Here is a 16,205-nt window from a genome sequence, read left to right as displayed (position 1 = left end):
GTCCGCGCGGGGCCGGGGCCTGGCCCTACCGGCTCAGGGTGATCGCCGTGTTCACCAGGCCGACGTGGCTGAACGCCTGCGGGAAGTTTCCGAGTTGGCGGCCCAGCACGGGGTCGTACTCCTCGGCGAGCAGCCCCACGTCGTTGCACACGTCCAGCAGCCGCTCGAAGAGGGCGCGCGCCTCCTTCTGCCGACCGGTCACGTGCAGCGCGTCGGCCAGCCAGAACGAGCACGCCAGGAAGGCCCCTTCGTCACCGGGGAGCCCGTCCACCGACGGCCCCTCGGTGCTGTAGCGCCGGACCAACCCGTTGCCGCCGAGTTCCGCACGGACCGCGTCGACGGTGCCGATCACGCGCGGGTCGTCGGGCGGCAGGAAGCCGACCCGGGGAATGAGCAGGGCGGCCGCGTCCAGCTCGCGGGAGCCGTAGAACTGGGTGAAGGTGTTGCGCTCGGGGTCGTAGCCGTTCTCGCACACCTCCCGGTGCACCTCCTCCCGCATGGCCCGCCAGCGCTCCACCTCGCCGCGCTGCGAGGGGTCCCGCTCCAGCGTGCGTACGGCCCGGTCGGCGGCGACCCACGCCATCACCTTGGAGTGCACGAAGTGACGGCGCGGGCCGCGCACCTCCCACAGGCCCTCGTCGGGACGGCGCCAGTTGCGCTCCAGGAAGTCGAGGAGGGCCAGTTGGATCTGCCAGGCGTGCTTCTCCGCGGGCAGCCCGCTCGACCTGGCCAGGTAGAGCGAGTCGAGGACCTCTCCGTACACGTCGAGCTGGAGCTGGTCCACGGCCGCGTTGCCGATCCGGACCGGCGCGGAGGAGGCGTACCCGCGCAGCCACGGCAGGTCGGATTCGGGAATCCGCCGCTCGCCGCCGATCCCGTACATGATCTGTAGGTCGGCGGGGTCGCCGGCGATCGCGCGCAGCAGCCATTCGCGCCAGGCGCGGGCCTCTTCGAGGAAGCCCGTGGCGATGAGGGCGCCGAGGGTGAGGGTGGAGTCGCGCAGCCAGCAGTAGCGGTAGTCCCAGTTGCGGACGCCGCCGAGCTCCTCGGGGAGCGACGTGGTGGCGGCGGCCGCGATACCGCCGGTCGGGGCGTAGGTGAGGGCCTTGAGGGTGATCAGGGAGCGGATCACCGCTTCCCGGTAGGGGCCCTCGTAGCGGCACTGGGCTGACCAGTCCCGCCAGTCGGCGAGGCACATCTCCCGGGCCGCGTACGGGTCGATGGGCTCGGGGCGCGGTTCGTGCGAGGCGTGCCAGGTGAGGACGAAGGCGACGCGCTCCCCCGCAACGACGGTGAACTCGGAGCGGGTGCTGTTGTCCTCGCCCCAGGTGCGTACGGGGGGTTCGCTGCGGAACCACACCGAGTCGGGCCCGGCGACGGCGACCCGCTGGCCGACGGAGCGCCGGACCCAGGGGACGACGTGCCCGTAGTCGAACCGCAGGCGCAGGGTGCTGCGCATGGTGACCTCGCCCGCCAGGCCCTCGACGATGCGCATCACGTCGGGGGCGCTGTCGCGCTGCGGCATGAAGTCGGTGACCTTGACCGAGCCGCCATCGGGGGTGTCCCAGTACGACTCCAGGACCAGCGTGCCGTCGACGTAGGCGCGGCGGGTGCACCGCTCGCCGTCGGCGGCCCCGGCCGGCGCGATGCGCCAGTGGCCGTTCTCCTCGTCCCCGAGGAGCGCGGCGAAACAGGCCGCCGAGTCGAAGCGCGGCAGGCACAGCCAGTCGATGGACCCTTCGCGGCCGACCAGCCCGCTGGTCATGAGGTCGCCGATGAGTGCGTAGTCTTCGATGGGTTGTGTCATTTGTGCGCTGTTCCCCCCATTGCCCGAGCCCAATCAACCCGGGCCCGGGGGCCCCGTTCCGCGTCCGGTCAGTCGCGTACGAGGAGCAGCGCTGCGGCGACGATCACGCCGAGGGCGACGGCGAGGGCGCCGTGGGCCAGGCGGTGGTCGCGCAGGACGGGCAGGAAGCGGTCGGCGGCGTACCGGCCGGGGCCGGTGAGCGCGAGTGCGGCGGCGCCCGCGGTCAGAAGCAGCTCGTACTCGATGCCCTCGGGGGCGAAGAACGCCCCGGCGCCGTGGACGGCGAGCGCGTTGATCATGGTGCCGACCAGGGCGGCAGCGGCGAGCGGGGTGAGCAGTCCGACGACGAGGCCGAGGCCACCGAGGGTCTCGGTGAGGCCGGCGAGGACGGCCATGGCGTCGCCGGCGGGGTAGCCGCTTGCGGTGAAGAACTGGCCGGTGCCGCTGATGCCGCCGCCTCCGAACCAGCCGAAGAGCTTCTGGGTGCCGTGGGCGGCCATGGTGAGTCCGAGGACGACGCGCAGCAGGAGCAGTCCGACGTCGTGGGCGGGCGTGGAGGGGGCGAGCGGGACGGCCGGTGCAGCGGCCTGCGGCTTCGTCGCGGTGACGGAGGGGCTGGTCATGGGGATCCTTCCGGTCGGGCGGTTCGGGGCGGGGGATGGAGTGGCTCGTAATGGAGTAGTTCAAATTCGAACCGCCAGCCCGACCTTAACCAGTGATTCAAATTGGAACAACCCGTGTAGGCTGGGGGCATGGCTGAAACGAGATGGCTGGACGAGCGCGAGATGCGCGCCTGGAGCGGCTTCCTGGCCGCATCCGCACTGGTGAACCGCCGCCTCGATCAACAGCTGAAGGACGATTCCGGGCTCTCGCACCCGCAGTACGAGATACTCGTCCGACTCGCCGCCGCTCCGGACCGCGAGCTACGGATGACGGAACTCGCCAATGGCCTGATCAATTCGAAGAGCGGGCTGACCTACCAGGTCACCCAACTGGAGAAGGCGGGCCTGGTCCGCCGCCGCAGCTGCCCCTCCGACGTGCGCGGGGTCTTCGCCGTCCTCACGGACGCCGGCAGCGCCCGACTGGAAGAGGCCGCGCCCGGGCACGTGGCGACGGTCCGGGAGGCACTGATCGACGCGCTCACCCCCGAGCAGCTGGAGGCGCTGGCCGACGGGCTGGGCGAGGTCAGCCGCCGACTGCGCGAACACGGCGGATGATCGCCCCCAACGGGGTATAGGGGTGTCATGGACGCAACGGTCTGGTTGACGGTCACCGCAGTCGTCGCCCTCGGGCTGGCGATCACGGCCGCCGTGCTGCTCGTACGGGTCTTCGCGGCGCGGCGCCTGCTGATCGACGCGGGTATCCCGCTGCGCGACAAGGCGCTCTTCTGGGTGGCGGTGATCTACACCGTCTCGCCCGTCGACCTGATCCCGGACCCGGTGTACCTCGACGACATCGGCGTTCTGCTGCTGGCCCTGCGCTCCCTGCACGCGGCGGCGTCCGCGGCCCGACCCGGCGTGGTTCGGGCCAAGGACCCCGGCGCCGCGTAGTCGCCCGCGGGGCGCACCGTAGGCGCCCGCGACGCGCCGGCCCTCGGCCGGTGGACCAACGCCCCCTGGATCCGGGGCTGTCGGTGCCCGGTGTCACCATGTCCGCATGCCTCGTGAAGATCTTGACGCCCTGTTCTCCTCCCCCGCCGCCCTGTTGGAGGCCGGTCCCGCCCGGGTGCGGGAATGGCCCGGCGCCAAGGAGGGCGGAGGGGTGGCCGCGAGGTCTTCGCCCAGGCGGACGCGGTGTTCGGGCGGGCGCAGGTGTCGCGGGCGGAGTTCGCCTCGTGGCTGCACTTCGCCGCCAAGGTGCTGGGACACGACGGCTACGCCGAGCAGGTCGCCGCGGCCGAGCCCGGACTACCGTGGCGGACCGTCTGGGCCTGGTGGCGCCCGGTCGGGGCCTTCCGGGCGGAGCCGAACCTCAGCGGGGACCCCAGCTCCGAAGTCCTCGACGGAGCCGACGGCCGGAGCCTGCTGAAGGTCTCGTCCCTGTGGACCGAGGAACGCTGGTTCGACCTGGCCACCGGCGCACCGTGCCCGGCACCCGCCGACGGGGAGTCCGTCCGGCGCACGAAGGAGGCCGAGGAGGACGGGCCGCTCCTCTTCGACGGGGACGAGGACGCCTGGGCCCTGCACTGCCCCGGCGCCTGGGAGGAACCCACGGCCCTCGGCGCGGGCCGGTTCCTGCTCACCGACGCACGCGGGATCGTGGTGGTCGAACGCAATGCGGCGGCGGAGGCCGGTTGGCCGACCGGCGGCGCCGACAGCAGCTCCTGCGACGCGGGGGTGGGCGAGCCGTGGTTCGTGGACCCCGCGCCCAGCACCTCACCGCTCGACGCGGCACGTCTGGAGGGGCCTGCTGGGACCCGTACCCCGGCGAGCTCGGCCACGCTTCCTTCCTCCGCGAGGTGACGGAGCTGGAGCCGGACGCCCTCGATCCGGACGCGCCCGCCGCCGAGGTCTGGGAACACCTCTTCGCGTCCATCGTCGAGCTGAGCGTGTACGGGTACTGAGCCCGGGAGCGGTTGACGGGGGCGGTTGAGGGGCGGCTCAGCGGACGCCGCGCGGGCGGTACTGGATGCTGATGCGCGGGCCGACGGCGCGCGCGGACTTGGGCACCGCGTGTTCCATGGTCCGCTGGCAGGAACCGCCCATCACGACGAGGTCCCCGTGCCCCAGGGGCAGCCGGAGCAGGGTGGCGCCGCCGTCACGGGGCCGGAGGACGAGGTCGCGCGGGTCGCCGACCGAGACGATCGCGACCATGGTGTCCTCGGTGGCGGACCGGCCGATGCGGTCCCCGTGCCAGGCGACGCTGTCCCGGCCGTCACGGTAGAGACACAGCCCGGCGGTGGCGAAGGGCTCCCCGAGCTCGCCGGCGTAGTGCCGGGTCAGGGCCTCGCGGGCCTCGGTGAGCACCGGATGCGGCAGGGGCCGGCCCTCTTCGTAGAAGGCCAGCAGACGGGGCACGTCGACCTCGCGCTCGTACATCTGCCGCCGCTCGGCCCGCCACGGCACCTCCTCGGCCAGCCGCTCGAACAGCGTGTCGGCGCCGGAGAGCCAGCCCGGCAGGTGGTCGACCCAGGCCCCGGCGCCGAGCAGGGTGCGACGCAGGTCCGAGAGCGGGCCGAGGCGGATCTCGTCGCCCTGGTCGAAGAGGGAGCCCTGGAGGCCCGGAATCGTACGCACGGATCCAGCCTAACCGTTCAATCGAACGCGTGCTCGATTGAAGTAGGGGTGGCCGCAGTTCGCTCTCCCGTCCGCCGTCGTCAACCCGGCACGGCCCACGCCCACGCCGGCTGACGTCAAGCGTCAAGAACCCGTCATGCTGCGTGGCTTCCGCGTCAGAAAGCCGTCAGCGGGATTATCACGCTCCCCCGCCCGGCGTTTGCATGGAAAACGCCAGCAGGTCGATGAGGGGTGGACCCATGCGACACGGAGTCGTGGTCGGTGTCAGCGGTGGACCCGGCAGTCTGACGGCCCTGCACCGGGCCGCTGCCGAGGCCCGGATGCGCGATGCGGAGCTGCGCGTGGTCCTGGCCTGGCAGGGCTCGGGCGGGGACATCGGCAGCCGCGGCCCGGTCGGCGTCTCGGTCCTGGTCACCTCGCGGTCCGCGGCAGTGGCGCGGCTGCGCGAGGCCCTCGACACGGCGTTCGGCCCCGGCGGGCCGGGCGTGGCCTTCGTGGGTCACGCCGTGCACGGCACGGCCGGCGCGGCACTCGTCGGCGCGGTACGTGGCCCGGAGGACCTCCTCGTCGTGGGGACGGGCGCGCGCCGCGGGCTGCGCCGCTTCCTGCGGCCTTCGGTGGCCCGCTACTGCACGGCGCACGCGCCCTGCCCGGTACTGGCCGTGCCGCCGTCCCCGCTCCAGGCCTCACTCGACGCCGTCCGCCGCCGTAACGTCTGGCGGCTGCCGTTGGACGTGCGGGAGCTGGCGGAATGAGGCGGAACGAGACACGGCGGGTCCGTCCCGGTCGAAGGCGCCGACCGGCGCGCCCAGGGAGGGGCGCCCTCGCCTTCGGTCAGCCCGCGCCGAGCATCGCGCGCATCTGGGCGATCTCGGCGGTCTGGGAGGTGACGATGGCGTCGGCGAGGGCCTTGGCGGGCCCGTAGGCACCGCGCTGTTGTTCGGTCTTGGCCATGGCGATCGCGCCTTCGTGGTGTTCGATCATCCTGGTCAGGAACATGGTGTCGAAGGCGTTGCCCTCGGCCCTGTCGATGCGGCGCAGGTCTTCGTCGTTCATCATCCCGGGCCCGGTGAAGTCGTCGTCGCCGTGCCCCATGCCGGGCATCTCACCTGTATAGCCCATGCCGCCCATGCCTACGGGGACCTTCTCCCCCCAGGCCCTGAGCCATCCGGTCATCGTCTCGATCTCGGACTTCTGTACCTTCTCCATTCTTTCGGCGAGGGCCTTGACCTGGTCGGAGGCTCCGTGGGACTCGACCATGGCGGTCATCATGACGGCCTGGCGGTGGTGGGGGATCATGCGTTGCGCGAAGGTGACGTCCGCCTGGTTGTGCCGTTCCGTCTGGGGCGGGGTGGTCGGGGTCGTGGTCGTGGTCGTGGTCGTGGTCACCGTAGGGCTACCGGCCGGGTGCGCGCCGGCGCCACCGGGGCCCGTGAGGACCAGACCGGCGGCCACCGCAGGGGCCACCAGGGCGACGCGGAGCGGCAGGGATCGGTTCGTGTTCATGTCGCCTCCGGATGGATGACGGGGAGGGAGCCCGTGCCGCGGGCCGGGAGCCGAGCCGCATCACGGGCCACGGCGACCACCTCCGTCGGCCGGGCTCGCAGGAGCAGGACGGGGCAGCCGGAGCCGTTTGAGGGCGAGGGCGTTGACGGCAACGATGATGCTGGATCCGGACATGGTCAGCGCGGCGATCTCGGGGCGGAGGATCAGGCCGGTCGCCGGTTCGAAGACGCCGGCGGCGATGGGCAGGGCGATGGCGTTGTAGCCGATGGCCCAGCCCAGGTTCTGTCGCATCTTGCGCAGGGTCCCCCGTCCGATACGCAGGGCGGTGGGGACGTCGAGGGGGTCGGAGCGCATCAGGACGAGGTCGGCGGTCTCGATGGCGACGTCGGTGCCGGCACCGATGGCGATGCCGAGGTCCGCTTGGGCGAGCGCGGGGGCGTCGTTGACCCCGTCGCCGACCATGGCGACCTTGCGGCCGGAGCGTTGGAGCTCGGCGACGGTGGCCGCCTTGTCACCGGGGAGGACCTCGGCGATGACGGTGTCGATGCCCAGGCGCTGCGCGATCCGTTCGGCAGTGGCCCGGTTGTCTCCGGTGAGCATGACGACGTCGATGCCCAGGGCGTGCAGGGCGCGCACGGCGTCCGCAGCGGTCTCCCGCGGTGCGTCGGCGATGCCGATCAGGGCCGCGACCCGGCCGTCCACGGCGACGATGACGACGGTGCGGCCGGTTGCCGCCAGCTCCGCGCGCCGGTCGTCGAACGGGCCCAGGTCCACGCCTTCGTGCTCTGCCAGGCGACGGTTGCCGACCGCGACGCGGTGGCCGTCCACGACGGCGCTCGCCCCGAGGCCCGGCAAGTTCTCGAAGTGGCGGGCCTGCGCCACGCGCGCGCCGCGGGCCTCCGCGTAGCGTACGACCGCCTCGGCCAGCGGGTGTTCGGATTCCCGCTCGACTGCTGCTACCAGGTACAGGAGGTCGTCCTCCGCCCGGTCGGGGACGGTGATGACGTCGGTGACCTCGGGTACGCCCTTGGTGAGGGTGCCGGTCTTGTCCATGACCACGGTCTGGATGCCCGCCGATGCCTCCAGGGCCGCGGCGTTCTTGAACAGGACCCCCCGTTCGGCTCCCAGCCCGGTTCCGACCATGATCGCGGTGGGGGTGGCCAGGCCCAGCGCGTCCGGGCAGGTGATGACCACGACGGTGATGGCGAACAGCATCGCCGTACCGAAGGGCTCGTCGGTGGCGAGCAGCCAGACGGCCAGGGTGAGGGCGCCGCCGATGAGGGCGACGAGGACGAGCCAGAACGCGGCGCGGTCCGCGAGCCGCTGGCCCGGGGCCTTGGAGTTCTGGGCCTCCTGGACGAGCTTGACGATCTGCGCGAGCGCCGTGTCGGCGCCGACCCTGGTGGCCCGCACCCGCAGGGTGCCGTTGGCGTTGAGCGTGGCGCCGACCACGGCGGAGCCGGGTTCCTTGTGCACGGGCAGGCTCTCGCCCGTCACGGTCGATTCGTCGACCTCGCTCTCGCCGTCCTCCACGATCCCGTCCGCGGCGATCTTCGCTCCGGGGCGTACCAGCAGCAGGTCGCCGACGCTCACGTCGGCCGTGGGCACCTCCACGGGTTGGCCGTCCCGCAGGACGACGGCCCGGGGAGGGGCGAGGTCGAGCAGGGCCCGTACGGCGTCGTTGGCACCGCCGCGGGCGCGCATCTCGAACCAGTGGCCCAGCAGGACGAAGGAGGCCAGCACGGTGGCGGCCTCGTAGAAGACGTCGCCGCCCCCGGTGAGCGTGACGACGAGGGAGTACAGCCAGCCCGCTCCGATGGCGACCGCCACCAGCACCATCATGTCGAGCGTCCGGGCGCGCAGGGCCCGTACGGCGCCGTCGAAGAAGATCGTGCAGGAGTAGAAGATCACCGGGAGGCTCAGGAGGAGGGCCCAGACGTCCTGGCGCAGCCCGAACGGCACGGGGGCGTGCCAGCCGAAGACCTCTTCCCCGATCGGGGACCAGATCACGATGGGGACGGAGAACAGCAGCGCGACCAGGAAGCGGTTGCGCATGTCGGCCACCATGTCCGACATCGACGTCCCCGCCCCGCCACCGTGACCCATGACCTCATGGGGTGACCGCAGGACCTCCGCCTCCTGCTCACCGGCCACGGCCGGTGCACCTGCGGCTACCACTCCGGGGCCGGGCGGGTCGGGTTCGTCCATCGGGTCGCAGAGGTGGGCGGGCACCGACTGGCCGGCACAGTGGTAGCCGCACTCGGTCACCCAGCCGCGCAACTCGGCCAACGAGGTGCGCCGCGGGTCGAAGACGACGGTGGCCGATTGGGCCACGGGATTGACCTCGACGTCCAGCACGCCCGGCCGTCGCCCCAGCACGGCTGCGACGGTGTTCTGCTGGGTGGCATAGACCATGCCCCGCACGTCCAGCACGGCCGTACTGCGCTCCTTGCCCGGCGGGTCCGGCGGGTCCGGCTCGTGCGCCGGTCGGTGTCCCGGTGGATGTGCCATACCCGTTCACCTCCCTGGTGCGCGAGCGGGTCGGGGTCAGGGGTCGTTCGCGCCGGCCGAGTGGATCGCCGGCCGGCGTCCGGCAGGGGCAGCGCTGGACGGACGGCGTCGTCCCGGCGGATCAGCCCAGGGTCGCGCCCCAGGCCCGGGCCCGATCGAGTTCCCCCTCGCGCAACGGGCCCTCGGCGTCGTCGGTGATGAACCCCTCCGGGTCCGCAGCGAGGCGGTAGCCGTGGCTGCGGAGTCTGCGGGCGATGGCGGGGGCGGCGCCGCCGGCGAACCGGAAGTCTCCCCGGGTATCGAACGCCGCCGCGGGGATCGCCTCATGTGTCGTGCCCAGTTCATGGAACCAGTCGCGCAGGCCGGGGCCCTCCGCACCTTCCTCGGCCGTATGGCGGGGCTGCTCGGGCTCCTGATCGGCCTGCTCCTTCTCGGACCGCAGCCCGAGCTTGCGGGACAGGCCGGAAGTCATCCCGCGCATGTGCGTCGGCCCGCCCACGATGAGGAGGTCGGCCGTCCCGATCCGCTCCGGGCCGGCCTCGTCCACCCGTACGCAGTCGACCTCGGCCTCCGGATGGGCTTCCCGCACGCCCGCGCCGACCGCCTCGGCCACCTGGCGCGTGTTGCCGAACAGGCTCTCGTACACGATCACGGCACGCATCAGAGGTCATCTCCTTCGGAACGTGGGACGTCCGCAGCGGCCTCTGCCACGGCTCGGAGCGCACCCCGCAGGACGAGCCCGACCCCCGGCGCAACGAACGTCCAGTAGCGCCTGAAGCGGGCGGTGGACGAGGGATCGGTGCAGCTGGTCCGGACCTCGTACACGAGCAGCGAGCGGTGCGTCCCGTGGGGGTGGACGACGAGGGCGGCGGCCATCTTCGCCCACCCGGGCTCGTCGAACGCGGCAAACGCCTCCGGTTCGATCCGTCGCCACGTGATGGAGGGCTTCCACGGCGTGCCGACGGCGCCGAACACGATCTCGTGCCCGGGATCCTCGCCCAGGCCGACCCAGGGCTGGTCTTCGTCGCCCACGGTGTCGAACAGGTCGGCGATGCGCAGGCTCGTGGGCAGGGGCACCGGGCGGCGGCGGACCCGGTCCGGCACGCCGCGGACCCACATGGCCAGGTCGAGCAGCGGGCCGTGGACCGTGAGGAGGTCGAGATCGCGCGCGGCCCGGTACGCCACGGACGGCCGTGCCGGGACCACCACGCATTCCACCCGGGTACAGGCGAATTCCGGCAGGACACCGTCGAGGAGCAGGGGGGCGGCGGTCTCGTCGGCGATCGGGTCGGCGTTCATCGGGACCTCCCGGGTCCGGACGGATTCGCGGGGAAAGGCTGCCGGAACACGCTAGGGACCGGGTGGTCCGGCCCCGTGCCGGCGCAGCGTCGTCAGACGTTTCTGGTATTCGTCGTCGTCGATCTCACCGCGGGCGAACCGTTCGGCGAGCAGCTGCTCCGCCGAGGCCGCGGAAGGCGGCTGCGGACCCTGCGGAGCGCGCGGCGTGTTGCGGAACAGCAACACCGTCACGATGACGATCAGGGCCACGAAGACGATCGCGCTGAACGACATGAACAACCAACCCCATGCGCCCATGCCGTGGTCGTACCAGTACATGTCCTCACGCTCCTCCGGCGAAGACCGAGTGGTGCGGCCCGTGAACGGGGCCGCGGGCCTGACACCACCGTCCACCCGCCGCCCCCCGTCGGTCAGGTGCCGGTCGGGACCCGCAGGGGGGCCGATCGGCCCCTGTCTGCCCCTGTCTGCCGCTGCCGGCCGGGCCGGCCGGGCCAGTCCGGCTCACGGGAGGGGCCCTGCCCGGTTCGTCAGCGGAACCCGCCACTTCAGCGTGGTGCCTCGCTCCGTCCCCCTGCCCGAGACGGACAGTTCCCCGCCGAGCCTGTCGGCGCGCTCCTGGAGGTTGCGCAGTCCGCTGCGGCGGCCTCCGTCGGGGAGCCCGATGCCGTCGTCGCTCACGCTTACGGTCAGCACGCCCTCGGCGACCGAGATCGAGACCTCGGCCCGGGTCGCCCGGGCGTGCCGCGCCACGTTCGTCAACGCCTCGCCGATCACGGCGAGCACCTCGTCCGCCACGGGCAGCGGCACGTCGGTCTCGATGAGGCCCTCCAGCTTCAAGGCGGGGGCGAAGCCGAGCACTCCGGCGGCTTCGTCCACCGCCTTCACGGCGCGGAGCCTCAGCCGGGGAGCGGCTCCCGGAGCCTCGTGTTCCCGCAGGCCGAAGATCGTCGATCTGATGATCTTGATGGTGGAGTCCAGGTCGTCGATGGCGCGCGCCAGCCGCTCGGCCGCCTCCGGGTGTTCGACGAAGCGCTGGGCGCTCTGGAGGGTCATTCCGATGGCGAAGAGACGTTGGATCGCCAGGTCGTGCAGGTCGCGCGCGATCCGGTCGTGGTCCGCGAGCAGACTCATCTGCTCGACGTCCCGGCGACGTTCCGCGAGCTCCAGGGCAAGGGCGGCCTGGCTGGCGAAACCGGGCAGCGCGGCGACCTCCGGGGCGGCGAACGGGGTCCGGTCGCGGCGGCGGGCGAGCGCCAGGACGCCGCTCAGCCTCTCCTTGGTCCCCACCGTGACGGCCACCGCCGGGCCGAACCCGTCCCAACGCTCCGTCCGCACGGTGATCCGTTCGTCGGCCTCGACGCTCGGGACGACGACCAGACCGTCCTCGGCCAGGGCTGCCGCGGCGAGGGTGCCTTCGGCGTCGGGCAGCACGATCCCGCGATGGGCCCGCGCATCGTCCCCCAGCGCGAGTGATCCGCGCAGGTCGCCGCTCGGACCCACGAGGTAGAAGACGCCCGTGTCGGCCGACGTGATGTTCTTGACCCGCTCCAGCATGCCTTCCAGCACCTGGGACTCCGAGGAGCCCGAGAGCAGTGCACTGGTGAAGTCCGCGCTGACCGCCAGCCATCGTTCCCGCAGCCGGACCTCCTCGTACAGGCGGGCGTTCTCGATGGCGATGCCGGCCGCCACGGCCAGCGTCGACAGGACCGACTCGTCCTCCGAGTCGAACTCCGCACCTCCGCGCTTCTCGGTCATGTAGAGATTGCCGAACACTTCGTCACGGACGCGGATGGGGACGCCAAGAAAGGAGTGCATCGGCGGGTGGTGGGCCGGGAAGCCGTACGAGGCGGGATGCTCGGACAGCTCCGAGAGCCGCAACGGCTCGGGGTGCCGGATGAGTTCGCCGAGGATGCCGTGCCCCGAGGGCAGCTCGCCGATCCGGGCCCGAAGCTCGTCGCTGATGCCGACGGGCAGGAACTCCGCGAGCTTCTTGTCGCTGCCGATGACGCCCAGGGCTCCGTACTGCGCGTCGACCAGCGCCACGGCGGCTTCGACGATTCCGTGCAGGACCTGGGGAAGGTCCAGTTCACGGCCGACGGACATGACGGCTTCGAGGAGCCCGTTCAGCCGGTCCCGGGTGCCGCGCACCTCGTCGATGCGGACCTGGAGCTCGTCGATCAGCTCGTCCAGCCTCAGCCGCGGGAGGCTGCTGCCCTCGGCGGGGTCCCCAGTCATGTCCACCTCCCGCGGCGCGGCACGGAACTCGTCCCCTACGCCTTCACCGTAGCTCCGGAGCGTCGGCGCGACGCGCGGGCTGGAGGGCGACGCCGGCCCGTACCTCAGCCGTGGCCGTGGCCGTCGCCGTCGCCGTCCGACCCGAGGTGGCGGACGTGGGCGTCCGGGCCGGGGAAGTACAGGGTGGTGCGACCGGTATCGGACCACCGGACCTCATAGGGTGGTGTCCCGTCGGCGTGCCGCAGGCCGACGACTTCGCCGTCACGGCCGTGTTTGCCCACGGTCGGCCCGTCCACCACGATTTCGTCGCCGACAACGGCATGGATTCCACTCTCGTCGCCATGTCCGGGCACGTCGTCATCTCCTTCGGAAAAGCGTTGTGGGTCTGTCGGACGGTCCGCCCCCGCCGTACCGGGAACGGCCGGTGAACGTGCACCGGGGAGCTCCGCGGTACGGCTCGGCCCGCGGCTCGGCCCGCGGCGCCGAGCACGAGCACGGAAGCCGCCGGATCACGACTGGTCACCCTCCTCGCCGTCGCGCCGGGGAATGAGCTGCACGGGGCAGTCCGCGTAGTGCACGAGGGTGTGGGTCACCCGCCCGAGGGTGCGTCCGATGTAGCCGGACGACCGCCGGCCGCCCATCACCAGCAGATCTGCGTTCTGCGAGGCCTCGACCAGAACACCGGCCACGGACCTGCTCTTCTCCGCGGTCGCGTGCACGGTCAGGTCCGGGAACTCCTCGCGGATCCGGTCCGCCACCGTGGTCAGGTGCTGGACCTCCTCGCCGGCGATCTCCTCCACGTTGTCGAGCATGGTCACGACGTTCCCGACCGACTCCAGGACGTTCCACACGTGCAGCAGGCGCAACGAGGACTTGCGTAGCGAGGCCTCGCGTGCCGCGTACCGCGCGACGTCGAGGTCGTTCTCGTCGCGGACCGCGGCGAGCACCACGCCGGCCTCGGCCCGCTCGTCGGGTCCTCGGACCACGATGACCGGGGTCGTCGCTCCGGCCGCGACCTTCAGGCCGACGGAGCCGAGCATGAGGGAGCTGAACCCGCCGAGCCCGCGGCTGCCGACCACGATGGTGCCGCGCAGGGCCGCGGACCGGGTCAGGCTCGGTACGGGCTTGCCGCGGCCGAGCTCGGTGGTGACGGCCAGTTCGGGATGCTGCTCCGCGATCGCTGCGGCGGTTTCGTCCAGCAGCTCCCGGCCGGCCTTGCGGACGCGCTCGATGGTCTCCACCGAAGCGTAGAGCGCTCGGCCGTCCGTGTCGGCCGCGTACACGATGTGCAACGGGCGCTCACGGCGCGCGGCCTCGGACGCCGCCCACAGCGCCGCCCGACGGGCCGGTTCGGAGCCGTCGACGCCGACGACGACGGCGCCGAGTTCCGAACTGCTCGTGGTGCCTTCCATGGTTCCTCCTCAGAGTGCCGCCAACCTTCAGCTATCACGCTGACACCGCGGGCTCGCCTCCGCACGGGGCCGCTCGGGTCTCCGGCGGGCCCAAGGGCCCCTTCAGGCCCGTTGGTGGCCCCGTGTACCGAAGGTGCGGTGCGGCTCCCAGGAGCGGGTCCGATCGGTCCCGGCTTCGGACCGTTCGGCCCTCCTTCATCTCGGGTGCATTGGCGGATCGTGGGTTCTCAGCGGCCTCCGGCGCCGTCGTCCGTACGGATCGCTGTGACGACAGGAGGTGTCTCCATGAAGCGCATCAAGGTGGGAGACCTGATGACCGACGAGGTCGTCTCGGTTGTCTCCGCCACTTCACTCAAGGATGTCGCGAAGCTGCTCGCACAGCACGACATCAGCGGGCTGCCCGTCCTCGACGACGAGGAGCGGGTGATGGGCGTCATTTCCGAGAGCGACCTGATCGGCCGGGAAGCGAAGGAACATCCGGAACCGGAGGACGTGCCCGCTGCCGGGGTCCCCGCGGACGCCGTCAGCGCGCCCGCGGCGAGGTTCACCGCCGGTGAGGCCATGTCGGCGCCGGCGGTGACGGTCCGTGCTCAGGAGACGGCGGCGGACGCGGCCCGGCTGATGACGCGCCGTGGTGTGGAGCGACTGCCGGTCGTGGACGACGAAGACCGACTCGTCGGCATCGTCACGCGTCGGGACCTGCTCAGGCTCTTCCTGCGGCCCGACGCGGAGATACGCCGCCGGGTGGTCGACGACGTGATCGCGGACACCATGGGGCTCAGCGCCGACGCCGTGACCGCCCACGTGCTGGACGGTGTCGTCACCCTGGAGGGCAGACTCGAACGGGCGAGTGACATCCCGATCTTGATCCGCCTCACGTGGCAGCTCGAAGGGGTGGTCGCGGTCGTGCCACAGTTGACCGCGCGCGTGGACGACTCCCTGGTCACTCCCCCACAGCGGGGCGCCCACGACATGCCCTGGTGACGACAACGGCCGAGCATGGACCGTACGGGTGAGCCACGAGGGTCGCGCGGACTTCAGGAGGTTCCCGCCATGAAACACCACGTGACCGTCGGGATCGACGGATCGCGGGAGAGCCTGGCCGCGGCCCGCTGGGGCGCCGGCGAGGCGGCTCTGCGGGAGGTCCCGCTGAGACTCGTGCACGCGGTCGACTGGCCCGTGCGCCCGGCCGTTCCGGGACTGGGCCGCGAAGGCGCCGACAGGTGGGCCGATGAAGCCCTCACCGAGGCCCTGGAGGACGTGCGGAGCCGCCACCCACAGCTGGAGGCCACCATCCGCTGCCTCTCCGGCAGGCCTGCCGCGGCCCTGGCGGCGGAGGCCGCCGACGCGGGGCTGCTCGTCCTCGGGTCCCGCGGACTGGGCGGGCTGGCGGGCTTCCTCGTCGGCTCGGTGGCCATGTCGACGCTCGCCGCCACCGATACCCCGGTGACCCTCGTACGGGCAACGGGCCGACCGCGGAACGCGGAGTCGGCCGGGTACGGCGAGATCGTCGTGGGCGTGGACATTCACGAAGCCGGCGACAGGGTCCTCTCCTTCGCCTTCGAGGAAGCCGCCCGCCGCGGTTGCACCCTGCGCGCGGTCCACGGCTGGAAGCTTCCCGCGGCCTACGAGTACGTCCCCTTCTTCGACCCCGACAACGAACGGGACATCGGCCTGAGCGTCACGCAGATGCTGGACGACATGCTGCTGCCCTGGCGCCACAAGTTCCCGTCGGTGAACGTCATCTCCCGGGCGTTCATGGGGCCCGCCGGCCGCCACCTCGTCCAGTCGTCGGCGGATGCGGACCTCGTCGTCATCGGCCGACACCAGCGCCGTTCGCCCCTGGGCGCGCACCTCGGGCCGGTGGCCCATGCCGTCCTGCACCACGCCGCGGTACCCGTCGCCGTCATCACCCACGGCTGACGGCCCCGCGTGCGAGGGGCTCCGTGCCGTCCCCCGCGGAGCGTCGGGCCACACGTAGAGGCGGAAAGAGCCCAGCCCGCTTCTCGCGGGTCCCGATCGTGCGGTGCACGGCCACGAGCCGCTTCTCCGCATCCTCACAGGGACTCTTTCCGTCAATTCCATAGAACCACCGCCGGCGGCGGGGCAACAGGGCCGTTCAGTCCCCGGTGAGTCCCGGATGGCCCTACCCGGGGCGGGGCGGCGGTGCCGACGCTCGACCTAGCGGGTCACCGCACC

The 16,205-nt window shown here is 72.2% G+C and carries 17 protein-coding genes; 6 read left to right on the top strand and 11 right to left on the bottom strand.

Annotation, left to right across the window (positions count from 1 at the left end; translation table 11 throughout):
• Window positions 1-25: 25 nt before the first annotated feature.
• Both ABZZ20_RS01595 and ABZZ20_RS01590 read right to left on the bottom strand, forming a co-directional pair.
• Window positions 26-1,807 (bottom strand): glycoside hydrolase family 15 protein, encoded by a 1,782-nt coding sequence (locus ABZZ20_RS01595; RefSeq protein WP_356865569.1) that lies wholly within the window; start codon window positions 1,805-1,807, stop codon window positions 26-28.
• 68 nt (window positions 1,808-1,875) lie between these two features.
• Complete coding sequence (locus tag ABZZ20_RS01590; protein ID WP_356865567.1) at window positions 1,876-2,430, bottom strand: DoxX family membrane protein; 555 nt, start codon at window positions 2,428-2,430, stop codon at window positions 1,876-1,878.
• A gap of 129 nt (window positions 2,431-2,559) precedes the next feature.
• Here ABZZ20_RS01590 and ABZZ20_RS01585 point away from each other — a divergent pair, with 129 nt between their 5' ends.
• The 3 genes from ABZZ20_RS01585 to ABZZ20_RS01575 all read left to right on the top strand — a co-directional run bounded on the left by ABZZ20_RS01585 (window position 2,560) and on the right by ABZZ20_RS01575 (window position 4,269).
• A complete protein-coding gene (locus tag ABZZ20_RS01585; protein WP_356865565.1) occupies window positions 2,560-3,024 on the top strand; it encodes a MarR family transcriptional regulator in 465 nt (154 codons plus the stop codon).
• A 27-nt stretch (window positions 3,025-3,051) separates the two neighbouring features.
• On the top strand, window positions 3,052-3,357 hold the full coding sequence (locus ABZZ20_RS01580; protein ID WP_356865563.1) for a YkvA family protein: 306 nt from the start codon (window positions 3,052-3,054) through the stop codon (window positions 3,355-3,357).
• Between the two features lie 183 nt (window positions 3,358-3,540).
• The gene (locus ABZZ20_RS01575; RefSeq protein ID WP_356865561.1) at window positions 3,541-4,269 is read left to right on the top strand and encodes a hypothetical protein; all 729 of its coding nucleotides are present in this window, start codon (window positions 3,541-3,543) and stop codon (window positions 4,267-4,269) included.
• Window positions 4,270-4,407: 138 nt separating this feature from the next.
• On the opposite strand, the gene ABZZ20_RS01570 is transcribed toward ABZZ20_RS01575, so the two are convergent.
• Entirely contained in the window at window positions 4,408-5,043 is a 636-nt protein-coding gene (locus ABZZ20_RS01570; RefSeq protein WP_356865559.1) for an alpha-ketoglutarate-dependent dioxygenase AlkB, read from the bottom strand.
• A gap of 239 nt (window positions 5,044-5,282) precedes the next feature.
• Here ABZZ20_RS01570 and ABZZ20_RS01565 point away from each other — a divergent pair, with 239 nt between their 5' ends.
• Window positions 5,283-5,798: a universal stress protein gene (locus tag ABZZ20_RS01565; RefSeq protein ID WP_356865557.1), complete on the top strand. Its 516-nt coding sequence runs from the start codon at window positions 5,283-5,285 to the stop codon at window positions 5,796-5,798.
• Window positions 5,799-5,877: 79 nt separating this feature from the next.
• On the opposite strand, the gene ABZZ20_RS01560 is transcribed toward ABZZ20_RS01565, so the two are convergent.
• From ABZZ20_RS01560 to ABZZ20_RS01525, 8 genes are all read right to left on the bottom strand, one after another.
• Window positions 5,878-6,549 carry a DUF305 domain-containing protein gene (locus tag ABZZ20_RS01560; protein ID WP_356865555.1) on the bottom strand — a complete coding sequence of 224 codons (672 nt, stop codon included), beginning with the start codon at window positions 6,547-6,549 and terminating at the stop codon, window positions 5,878-5,880.
• 60 nt (window positions 6,550-6,609) lie between these two features.
• The gene (locus tag ABZZ20_RS01555) at window positions 6,610-9,060 is read right to left on the bottom strand and encodes a heavy metal translocating P-type ATPase (RefSeq protein ID WP_356865553.1); all 2,451 of its coding nucleotides are present in this window, start codon (window positions 9,058-9,060) and stop codon (window positions 6,610-6,612) included.
• A gap of 121 nt (window positions 9,061-9,181) precedes the next feature.
• Window positions 9,182-9,721, bottom strand: a complete 540-nt coding sequence (locus tag ABZZ20_RS01550; protein ID WP_356865552.1) for a flavodoxin domain-containing protein — start codon at window positions 9,719-9,721, stop codon at window positions 9,182-9,184.
• Window positions 9,721-10,359: a hypothetical protein gene (locus tag ABZZ20_RS01545; RefSeq protein ID WP_356865550.1), complete on the bottom strand. Its 639-nt coding sequence runs from the start codon at window positions 10,357-10,359 to the stop codon at window positions 9,721-9,723. The genes ABZZ20_RS01550 and ABZZ20_RS01545 overlap by 1 nt, the downstream gene beginning before the upstream one ends.
• 51 nt (window positions 10,360-10,410) lie before the next feature.
• The gene (locus ABZZ20_RS01540) at window positions 10,411-10,677 is read right to left on the bottom strand and encodes an SHOCT domain-containing protein (RefSeq protein ID WP_356865548.1); all 267 of its coding nucleotides are present in this window, start codon (window positions 10,675-10,677) and stop codon (window positions 10,411-10,413) included.
• A 183-nt stretch (window positions 10,678-10,860) separates the two neighbouring features.
• Window positions 10,861-12,594 (bottom strand): GAF domain-containing protein, encoded by a 1,734-nt coding sequence (locus ABZZ20_RS01535; protein ID WP_356865546.1) that lies wholly within the window; start codon window positions 12,592-12,594, stop codon window positions 10,861-10,863.
• A 104-nt stretch (window positions 12,595-12,698) separates the two neighbouring features.
• On the bottom strand, window positions 12,699-12,947 hold the full coding sequence (locus ABZZ20_RS01530; protein WP_356865544.1) for a DUF1918 domain-containing protein: 249 nt from the start codon (window positions 12,945-12,947) through the stop codon (window positions 12,699-12,701).
• Between the two features lie 156 nt (window positions 12,948-13,103).
• Window positions 13,104-14,006: a universal stress protein gene (locus ABZZ20_RS01525; RefSeq protein ID WP_356865542.1), complete on the bottom strand. Its 903-nt coding sequence runs from the start codon at window positions 14,004-14,006 to the stop codon at window positions 13,104-13,106.
• Between the two features lie 285 nt (window positions 14,007-14,291).
• On the opposite strand from ABZZ20_RS01525, the gene ABZZ20_RS01520 reads away from it, so the two are divergent.
• Window positions 14,292-14,990 (top strand): CBS domain-containing protein, encoded by a 699-nt coding sequence (locus tag ABZZ20_RS01520; RefSeq protein ID WP_356865540.1) that lies wholly within the window; start codon window positions 14,292-14,294, stop codon window positions 14,988-14,990.
• 69 nt (window positions 14,991-15,059) lie between these two features.
• Window positions 15,060-15,929: a universal stress protein gene (locus ABZZ20_RS01515; RefSeq protein ID WP_356865538.1), complete on the top strand. Its 870-nt coding sequence runs from the start codon at window positions 15,060-15,062 to the stop codon at window positions 15,927-15,929.
• Window positions 15,930-16,205 lie beyond the last annotated feature (276 nt).

The organism is Streptomyces sp. NPDC006430, from assembly GCF_040612395.1.
Taxonomy (GTDB): Bacteria; Actinomycetota; Actinomycetes; order Streptomycetales; family Streptomycetaceae; genus Streptomyces.
This window is presented reverse-complemented; position numbering and strand designations above follow the sequence as displayed.

What these genes read in the sequence shown, in the direction of transcription:
- ABZZ20_RS01595 (WP_356865569.1), bottom strand. Translation starts at nt 1,807, where the DNA reads ATGACACAACCCATCGAAGACTACGCACTCATCGGCGACCTCATGACC.
- ABZZ20_RS01590 (WP_356865567.1), bottom strand. Translation starts at nt 2,430, where the DNA reads ATGACCAGCCCCTCCGTCACCGCGACGAAGCCGCAGGCCGCTGCACCG.
- ABZZ20_RS01585 (WP_356865565.1), top strand. Translation starts at nt 2,560, where the DNA reads ATGGCTGAAACGAGATGGCTGGACGAGCGCGAGATGCGCGCCTGGAGC.
- ABZZ20_RS01580 (WP_356865563.1), top strand. Translation starts at nt 3,052, where the DNA reads ATGGACGCAACGGTCTGGTTGACGGTCACCGCAGTCGTCGCCCTCGGG.
- ABZZ20_RS01575 (WP_356865561.1), top strand. Translation starts at nt 3,541, where the DNA reads ATGGCCCGGCGCCAAGGAGGGCGGAGGGGTGGCCGCGAGGTCTTCGCC.
- ABZZ20_RS01565 (WP_356865557.1), top strand. Translation starts at nt 5,283, where the DNA reads ATGCGACACGGAGTCGTGGTCGGTGTCAGCGGTGGACCCGGCAGTCTG.
- ABZZ20_RS01560 (WP_356865555.1), bottom strand. Translation starts at nt 6,549, where the DNA reads ATGAACACGAACCGATCCCTGCCGCTCCGCGTCGCCCTGGTGGCCCCT.
- ABZZ20_RS01555 (WP_356865553.1), bottom strand. Translation starts at nt 9,060, where the DNA reads ATGGCACATCCACCGGGACACCGACCGGCGCACGAGCCGGACCCGCCG.
- ABZZ20_RS01550 (WP_356865552.1), bottom strand. Translation starts at nt 9,721, where the DNA reads ATGCGTGCCGTGATCGTGTACGAGAGCCTGTTCGGCAACACGCGCCAG.
- ABZZ20_RS01545 (WP_356865550.1), bottom strand. Translation starts at nt 10,359, where the DNA reads ATGAACGCCGACCCGATCGCCGACGAGACCGCCGCCCCCCTGCTCCTC.
- ABZZ20_RS01540 (WP_356865548.1), bottom strand. Translation starts at nt 10,677, where the DNA reads ATGTACTGGTACGACCACGGCATGGGCGCATGGGGTTGGTTGTTCATG.
- ABZZ20_RS01535 (WP_356865546.1), bottom strand. Translation starts at nt 12,594, where the DNA reads ATGACTGGGGACCCCGCCGAGGGCAGCAGCCTCCCGCGGCTGAGGCTG.
- ABZZ20_RS01525 (WP_356865542.1), bottom strand. Translation starts at nt 14,006, where the DNA reads ATGGAAGGCACCACGAGCAGTTCGGAACTCGGCGCCGTCGTCGTCGGC.
- ABZZ20_RS01520 (WP_356865540.1), top strand. Translation starts at nt 14,292, where the DNA reads ATGAAGCGCATCAAGGTGGGAGACCTGATGACCGACGAGGTCGTCTCG.
- ABZZ20_RS01515 (WP_356865538.1), top strand. Translation starts at nt 15,060, where the DNA reads ATGAAACACCACGTGACCGTCGGGATCGACGGATCGCGGGAGAGCCTG.